Genomic DNA, 7,624 nt, shown 5'->3' with positions numbered 1-7,624 from the left:
AAAGGTATGAGTGCATGAGATGGTCAGGACATTATGCCGCAAGAGGGGTAGCATGGCCGACAAGCGCCGCCGCCGAGTAGTGTTTGGCCATGGTTGGTCATGGCGCAGCCGTTCGGCAGCGCACCGAGGTTCGTACCCGTGTTCCTGAGGAGGTCTGGTGACAACGAGCGTGACTGCGGCGGCCGGCTTGGCCGCGATCGTCCCAGCGGCGACGGAACAGGGCGGCTTCGAGCCTCCCTCGCTTGACGACTTCTATCCCGAGGCCTTCGCGTTCCTGGGTACCCCTTTCGAACTCAACCGTGTCATGTTGGTGCGCATCATCATGACGCTCGTCCTGGTGGCGCTCTTCGGCATCGGGGCGGCACGGGCAAAAGTCGTGCCCGGGCGCTTCCAGAACGTGCTGGAGATGCTGCTGGACTTCGTCCGCAAGAACATCGCCGTGGAAATCCTGGGTGAGAAGTACGGCGCCCGCTACGCCCCCATCATCACCACGATCTTCCTGGGGGTCTTCTTCCTCAACATCTCCGGCATCCTGCCCGGCCTGCAGATCGCCTCTACCGGAATCGTGGGTATGCCGTTGGTTTTCGCGATGGTCTCGTACATCGCTTTCGTCTACGCGGGGATCCGTGCTAACGGCCTCGGGAAGTTCGTTAAGGGCTCCCTGGTTCCCGCCGGTGTGCCCGGGTTCCTCTACCCCCTCATCATTCCGGTGGAGTTCCTGTCCACCTTCGTGCTGCGGCCGCTCACGCTCACCGTCCGTCTCATGGCCAATATGATCTCCGGGCACCTGCTGCTGTCCCTGTGCTTCTTGGCCACCAACGCCCTGTTCGTCTACGCCACCGCGCAGCTCAAGGTCCTAGGCACCATCACCTTCGCGGCGGGTATCGTCTTCATCCTGTTCGAGGCATTCGTCGCTGCCCTGCAGGCCTACATCTTCGCCCTGCTCAGCGCCGTCTACATCGAGTCCTCGGTGCACATGCACTGACACCCACTGACCACAACGCATTCGCAGTTCCCAATATCCGAAGGAGAACCTCATGGGAATCACCGGCTCTATCGCGACGATCGGCTACGCACTGGCCACCGTTGGCCCCGCCCTCGGTATCGGCATGGTCGTGGCCAAGACGCAGGAGTCCACGGCCCGTCAGCCCGAGGTTGCCGGCGTGCTGCGCACCAACATGTTCATCGGTGCGGCCCTCATTGAGGCGCTGGGTCTGCTCGGCTTCGCCGCCGGCTTCGTCTTCTAAAGACGGTCGTGACCAGCATGTCAGTCGGAGCCGCAGTGCTGCCTACAGCCGGGACCCCGGAGGGGATCTTCCTCTTCGTCCCCCACCTGGCCGATCTGGTGTGGGGCACTATCTGCTTCCTCGTCATCGCCGTCGTCCTGGTCAAGTACGCCCTGCCGCGCTTCAACCAGGTGCTGGACGAGCGCACCGCGAAAATCGAGGAGGGCCTGGCCCTCACCGAGAAGGTCAAGGAGGAGCAGACCGGAGCCGAGGCCCGGGCTGCCCAACTGGTTGAGGATGCGCGACTCGAGGCCGCCAAGATCCGTGAGCGTGCCCAGACGGAGGCGGAGAAGATCCTCGCCGACGCCCGCGCCGAGGCCGCCGGTGAGGCGAACCGCGCCATGGAGGCTGCCGAGCGTCAGATTCAGGCGGACAAGCAGGCCGCCCAGATCTCGCTGCGTTCCGACGTCGGCCTGCTGGCCACCGACCTCGCGGAGAAGCTCGTGGGCGAACACCTGACGGATACCGAACTGTCCGGGCGCGTCATCGACCGGTTCCTCGATGAACTCGAGAACACGCCGGTCAGCCCCGCCTGGTCTTCACGGGCAGGAACGGTTCGGTGAAGACCGGGACCGCCGCCACGCGCGCGCTCACCGATGAGGCCTGGGCGCCCGTTCTGGCTGCCGCCGGGGCGCAGGGACAAGAGCTCGGCGAGCAGATCCTCGCCGTCGCCCACGAGATCGCCGCCAACCCGCTGCGCGGTCCCCTCACCGATCCGAACCGCGAGCCGGAGGACAAGGCCGCGCTGGCCGCTCGCCTATTCACCGGGCGCGCCGATGCGCGGGTCGTCGAGCTGCTGCAGGGCATGGTGCGGGGCCGCTGGTCCCGCCCCGTGGACATCATCAGCGCTCTGCACGACCTGGGTATCCAGGCGATCCTCTCCGGGGCTCGCGCCGGTGGCACGCTCGACGACGTCGAGCAGGAGGTCTTCACCGTCTCCCGCGAGGTCGCCGCCAACCGGGAGATCCGGCAGGCGCTGGAGCCGGCGCGGCGCACCAGCACCGACGCCCGCGTGCGCCTGGCCCGCCGGCTGTTCAGCTCGCGCATCTCCGGACCCGCCATGACCCTCGTGGTCTGGTGCGTACGGCACCAGCCGGAGGTCGCCGTCGGCGGGGTGCCCTACAACCTGCGCCGCGTCACCGAGCTGGCCGCCGCCATGCAGCACCGGGTTATCGCCGACGTCATCACCGCGGTGCCGCTGACCACGGCACAGAAGAACCGCCTGCGCGACATCCTGGCCCGCCGACTGGGGTTCGACATCGAACTCAACACCGAGGTTGACCCGTCCGTCATCGGCGGCGTCAAGGTCACGGTGCGCGACCTCGTCATGGACTCCACCGTGCGCCACTCGCTCGCGCAGCTGCGCACCACCCTGACCGGATGACACCCCTCACCCGGTCAACACAACCGCACGTACACCCGCGCCGCTGCCACAAGGCAGCCGCGATACCACAGCAAGGGACAGCGAAGGAGACGACAGATGGCTGAGACGACCATCACAGCGGAGGACGTCCGCTCCGCCCTGGACGAGTTCGTCGATTCCTACAAGCCGGCGGAGGTGGCCGCCGATGAGGTCGGGCACGTCGTCTTCGCCGCGGACGGCATCGCCCACGTCGAGGGCCTGCCCGGAGCCATGGCCAACGAGCTGCTCACCTTCGAGGACGGCACCGCCGGGCTCGCCATGAACCTGGACGAACGGCAGATCGGCGTCGTCATCCTGGGCGACTTCTCCGGCATTGACGAGGGCCAGGTGGTGCACCGCACCGGTGAGGTCCTCTCGGTGCCGGTCGGGGACGCCTTCCTCGGCCGCGTCATCGACCCGCTGGGCCGCCCCATTGACGGGCTCGGTGAGATCCATGCCGAGGGGCGGCGCGCCCTGGAGCTGCAGGCCCCCGGCGTCATGGCCCGCAAGTCCGTGCACGAGCCGCTGCAGACGGGGCTCAAGGCCATCGACTCCATGATCCCGATCGGCCGCGGCCAGCGCCAGCTCATCATTGGCGACCGCAAGACCGGCAAGACCGCCATCGCCCTGGACACCATCCTCAACCAGAAGGAAGCCTGGGAGACGGGGGACCCGAACCAGCAGGTGCGCTGCATCTATGTGGCCACCGGCCAGAAGGGCTCCACCATCGCCTCCGTGCGGGCCACGCTCGAGGAGCGCGGCGCCCTGGAGTACACGACGATCGTTGCCGCTCCGGCCTCCGACCCCGCCGGTTTCAAGTACCTGTCGCCCTACACCGGAAGCGCGATCGGCCAGCACTGGATGTACGCCGGCAAGCACGTGCTCATCGTCTTCGATGACCTGTCCAAGCAGGCCGAGGCCTACCGCGCCGTGTCCCTGCTGCTGCGTCGGCCGCCGGGCCGTGAGGCCTACCCCGGTGACGTCTTCTACCTCCACTCCCGGCTGCTGGAGCGTTGCGCCAAGCTGTCCGACGAGCTGGGGGCCGGCTCGATGACCGGCCTGCCGATCATCGAGACCAAGGCCAACGACGTCTCCGCCTACATCCCCACCAACGTCATCTCCATCACCGATGGGCAGATCTTCCTGCAGTCCGACCTGTTCAACGCAGACCAGCGCCCCGCCGTCGACGTGGGTATCTCGGTCTCCCGCGTGGGTGGTGCGGCTCAGATTAAGGCGATGAAGGACGTCGCCGGGACGCTCAAGATCACGCTGGCCCAGTACCGGTCCATGCAGGCCTTCGCCATGTTCGCCTCCGACCTGGACGCCGCCACCCGCCAGCAGCTGACCCGCGGGGAGCGGCTCATGGAGCTGCTCAAGCAGCCGCAGTTCACCCCCTACCCGGTGGAAGAACAGGTCGCCAGCGTGTGGGCGGGCACCAACGGCTACCTCGACGACCTCGACCTGGCCGACGTGCTGCCCTTCGAACGCTCCCTGCTCCATCACCTGCGCAGCAACACCGACATCCTGGCCACCATCCGGGACACCGGCAAGCTGGAGGAGGACACCGAGGCGGCGCTGCGCGAGGCGGTCGAATCCTTCCGCACCACCTACCTGGCCGGCGGGCGCATGCTCTCCAGCGAGGTTGAGGCGCCGGAGGAAGAGGCGCCCGCGGAGCACACGAGCGAGCAGATCGTGGTCAAGAGGGGCTGACGTGGCAGGGAACCAGCGCGTATACAAGCAGCGCATCCGGTCAACCCAGACCTTGCAGAAGGTCTTCCGGGCGATGGAGCTCATCGCCTCGTCCCGGATCGGTTCCGCACGCCGCAACGCCCAGGAGGCCGGCCCCTACGATCACGCGCTGAGCCAGGCCGTCGCCGCCGTCGGCACCCACGCCAACCTCGACCACCCGCTCACCCGTGAGCGGGAGGACACCAATCGGGTGGCCATCCTCGTGGTCACCTCCGACCGCGGCATGGCCGGCGCCTACTCGGCCACCATCCTGCGGGAGACCGAGCGTCTCATCGAGCAGCTCACCGAGGACGGCAAAGAGCCGGTCTTGTTCACCTTCGGACGCCGCGCCAGCGCTTACTTCGCCTTCCGCGGCCGCCCCGTGGAGTTCTCCTGGACCGGCGAATCGGACCGCCCCAGTGACGCCTCCATCGAGGAAGTGGCCACGGTCATGCTGGACTACTTCCTGTCCAGCCATGAGGCCGGCGGTGTGGCGGAGGTCCACATCGTGTTCACCCGCTACGTGTCGATGGTCTCCCAGGTGCCAGAGGTGCGCCGGATGCTGCCACTGACCGTCGTGGACGTCGACGGCCCCGGGGAGCTCAACCGCGAGGACCTGGCCGCCGACGTCGAGCGAGTGCGCGCCGAGCGCACCGGCGCCCAGCCGCTGTACGAGTTCGAGCCCAGCGCCGACGCGGTTCTGGACGCCCTGCTCACCCGCTACGTGCGCAGCCGCATCCGCAACGCCCTGCTCCAGGCGGCAGCCTCCGAGCTGGCCAGCCGGCAGCAGGCCATGCACACGGCGACATCCAACGCCGAGGACCTCATCGCCACCTACACCCGCCTGGCGAACGCCGCCCGTCAAGGCGACATCACCCAGGAAATCACGGAGATCGTCTCGGGCGCCGACGCCCTCGGCTCGCAATAGCGGCCCGGCACACACGCCCCTCGACCACCCGCCACCCCATACTTCTCCACATAGCTTCTGGCAGAACGGACACGGAAGAACGCATTATGACCGACACGACCCCTCAAGGGACCACCCCCGCCATCGGGCACGTCACCCGGATCATCGGCGCCGTCGTCGACGTCGAGTTCCCGCCGGACGCGATCCCCGCGATGTACAACGCCCTCAAGGTCACCATCAACGCGACCGGTGAGGGTGAAGAGCCCCACGAGATCACCCTGGAGGTGGCGCAGCACCTGGGCGACAACATCGTGCGCACGGTGTCGCTCAAGCCCACCGACGGGCTGGTGCGCGGCTCACGCGTGTACGACACCGGTGCCCCCATCTCCGTGCCCGTCGGCGACGTCACCCGCGGCCACGTCTTCAACGTCACCGGTGAGGTCCTCAACCTCGCCGAGGGCGAGCACCTGGAGATCACCGAGCGCTGGCCCATCCACCGTCAGCCCCCGGCCTTCGACCAGCTCGAACCCAAGGAGCAGATGTTCGAGACCGGCATTAAGGTCATCGACCTGCTCACCCCCTACGTGCAGGGCGGCAAGATCGGCCTGTTCGGCGGCGCCGGCGTCGGCAAGACGGTCCTCATCCAGGAAATGATTCAGCGCGTCGCCCAGAACCACGGTGGTGTGTCGGTGTTCGCCGGCGTGGGGGAGCGCACCCGTGAGGGCAACGACCTCATCGTCGAGATGGAGGAGGCCGGCGTCTTCGACAAGACCGCGCTCGTCTTCGGCCAGATGGACGAGCCGCCGGGCACGCGCCTGCGGGTGGCGCTGAGCGCACTGACCATGGCGGAGTACTTCCGCGACGTGCAGCACCAGGACGTGCTGCTGTTCATCGACAACATCTTCCGCTTCACCCAGGCGGGCTCGGAGGTCTCCACGCTGCTGGGCCGTATGCCCTCCGCCGTCGGCTACCAGCCCAACCTGGCCGACGAGATGGGCCAGCTGCAGGAGCGCATCACGTCGGCCGGCGGTCACTCCATCACCTCCCTGCAGGCGATTTACGTGCCCGCCGACGACTACACCGACCCGGCCCCGGCCACCACCTTCGCCCACCTGGACGCCACCACGGAGCTCTCCCGTGACATCGCCTCCCGCGGTATCTACCCGGCGGTGGACCCGCTGGCCTCCACCTCCCGGCTGCTGGCGCCCCAGTACGTGGGCCAGGAGCACTACGACGTCGCCACCCGCGTGAAGTCCATCCTGCAGAAGAACAAGGAGCTGCAGGACATCATCGCGATCCTCGGTGTTGACGAGCTCTCCGAGGAGGACAAGGTCACCGTGGGCCGGGCGCGGCGCATCGAGCAGTTCCTGTCCCAGAACACCTACATGGCGGAGAAGTTCACGGGCGTGCCCGGCTCGACGGTGTCGCTGCCGGAGACGATCGAGGCCTTCAAGCGGATCACCGAGGGCGAGTACGACCACCTGCCCGAGCAGGCCTTCTTCAACATCGGCGGCATCGACGACCTCGAGCGCCGCGCCGCGGAGATGGCGGACTGACATGCCCGACTCCCGCAGCCTGCACGTAGAGGTGGTCTCCCGGTTCGGCGGCGAGGCCTGGCTGGGCACGGCCCGGCAGGTGTCGGTGCCGCTGCCCGACGGCGAGCTCGGCCTCCTGCCCGGGCGGCAGCCGATTCTGGCGGTTCTCGGCCGCGGCAATGTCCGCATCACCCCCACCGACGGCGAAGCCGTCTCGGTGCCGGTCGCCGGCGGCTTCTGTTCGGTTGACCATAACGTGGTGACGGTGGCGGCCGACCTCGCCGGCGACGAGGTGACCAGCGGCGTCGCCCAGGTCAGCGACGTCATCGCCGAAACCATTGTCATCCCCGGCGTCACCATGCGAGGCTGAGCGACCATGCCGGTGTGGGAGATCGTCAGTGCGGTAGCGCTGGTGGCTCTCGCCCTGGTCGCTGTGTTCCTGTTGCGACTGCGCTCCCTGGCCGGGCGCATCGGCGCTTTCGAATGCGCGCTGCGTCGACGTGGCCGACCGCGCTGGCGCAGCGGTATTGCCGTCTTCCGCGACGACGACGTCGAGTGGTACCGGCTCGTCTCTTTCTCGCTGCGTCCCCGCTACCGGTTTGTGCGCGACGGTCTGGAACTGGGGCAGGCGCGCCACCGCGGCCGGGGCGGGCGGATCGTGGACGTGCCCTGCCGGTATGGGGACATGAACTTCAAGCTGGCCATGATGGAGGACTCCCACTCCGCCCTGGTGGCCTGGATCGAATCTGCCGCCCCCACCCAGCCC

At 67.9% G+C, this 7,624-nt stretch carries 9 protein-coding genes; all 9 read left to right on the top strand.

The window, feature by feature from the left end; translation table 11 throughout:
* Positions 1 to 157: 157 nt before the first annotated feature.
* Positions 158 to 985 carry a F0F1 ATP synthase subunit A gene (atpB, locus tag RWX45_RS13000; protein ID WP_316024138.1) on the top strand — a complete coding sequence of 276 codons (828 nt, stop codon included), beginning with the start codon at positions 158 to 160 and terminating at the stop codon, positions 983 to 985.
* A 58-nt stretch (positions 986 to 1,043) separates the two neighbouring features.
* Positions 1,044 to 1,247 (top strand): ATP synthase F0 subunit C, encoded by a 204-nt coding sequence (gene atpE, locus RWX45_RS12995; RefSeq protein ID WP_092533395.1) that lies wholly within the window; start codon positions 1,044 to 1,046, stop codon positions 1,245 to 1,247.
* Between the two features lie 17 nt (positions 1,248 to 1,264).
* A complete protein-coding gene (locus tag RWX45_RS12990) occupies positions 1,265 to 1,849 on the top strand; it encodes a F0F1 ATP synthase subunit B (protein ID WP_316024139.1) in 585 nt (194 codons plus the stop codon).
* On the top strand, positions 1,846 to 2,670 hold the full coding sequence (locus RWX45_RS12985) for a F0F1 ATP synthase subunit delta (protein ID WP_316024137.1): 825 nt from the start codon (positions 1,846 to 1,848) through the stop codon (positions 2,668 to 2,670). The genes RWX45_RS12990 and RWX45_RS12985 overlap by 4 nt, the downstream gene beginning before the upstream one ends.
* 96 nt (positions 2,671 to 2,766) lie before the next feature.
* Positions 2,767 to 4,398 (top strand): F0F1 ATP synthase subunit alpha, encoded by a 1,632-nt coding sequence (atpA, locus tag RWX45_RS12980; RefSeq protein WP_316024136.1) that lies wholly within the window; start codon positions 2,767 to 2,769, stop codon positions 4,396 to 4,398.
* 1 nt (position 4,399) lies between these two features.
* Positions 4,400 to 5,344: a F0F1 ATP synthase subunit gamma gene (locus tag RWX45_RS12975; protein WP_316024135.1), complete on the top strand. Its 945-nt coding sequence runs from the start codon at positions 4,400 to 4,402 to the stop codon at positions 5,342 to 5,344.
* A gap of 86 nt (positions 5,345 to 5,430) precedes the next feature.
* Complete coding sequence (gene atpD / locus RWX45_RS12970) at positions 5,431 to 6,879, top strand: F0F1 ATP synthase subunit beta (protein ID WP_316024134.1); 1,449 nt, start codon at positions 5,431 to 5,433, stop codon at positions 6,877 to 6,879.
* Position 6,880: 1 nt separating this feature from the next.
* Positions 6,881 to 7,228, top strand: coding sequence for a hypothetical protein (locus tag RWX45_RS12965; protein ID WP_316024133.1), 348 nt, complete (start codon positions 6,881 to 6,883; stop codon positions 7,226 to 7,228).
* Between the two features lie 6 nt (positions 7,229 to 7,234).
* On the top strand, positions 7,235 to 7,624 hold a 390-nt coding region (locus tag RWX45_RS12960), incomplete at its 3' end, for a DUF2550 family protein (RefSeq protein WP_316024132.1).

This window comes from Actinomyces sp. MRS3W, from assembly GCF_032465695.1.
Taxonomy (GTDB): Bacteria; Actinomycetota; Actinomycetes; order Actinomycetales; family Actinomycetaceae; genus Actinomyces.
The sequence above is the reverse complement of the archived record's forward strand: the minus strand, read 5'-3'. Positions and strand labels throughout refer to the sequence as shown.

Coding starts and splice junctions, on each gene's coding strand:
- RWX45_RS12990 (WP_316024139.1), top strand. CDS start 1,265: ATGTCAGTCGGAGCCGCAGTGCTGCCTACAGCCGGGACCCCGGAGGGG.
- RWX45_RS12965 (WP_316024133.1), top strand. CDS start 6,881: ATGCCCGACTCCCGCAGCCTGCACGTAGAGGTGGTCTCCCGGTTCGGC.
- atpA (WP_316024136.1), top strand. CDS start 2,767: ATGGCTGAGACGACCATCACAGCGGAGGACGTCCGCTCCGCCCTGGAC.
- atpD (WP_316024134.1), top strand. CDS start 5,431: ATGACCGACACGACCCCTCAAGGGACCACCCCCGCCATCGGGCACGTC.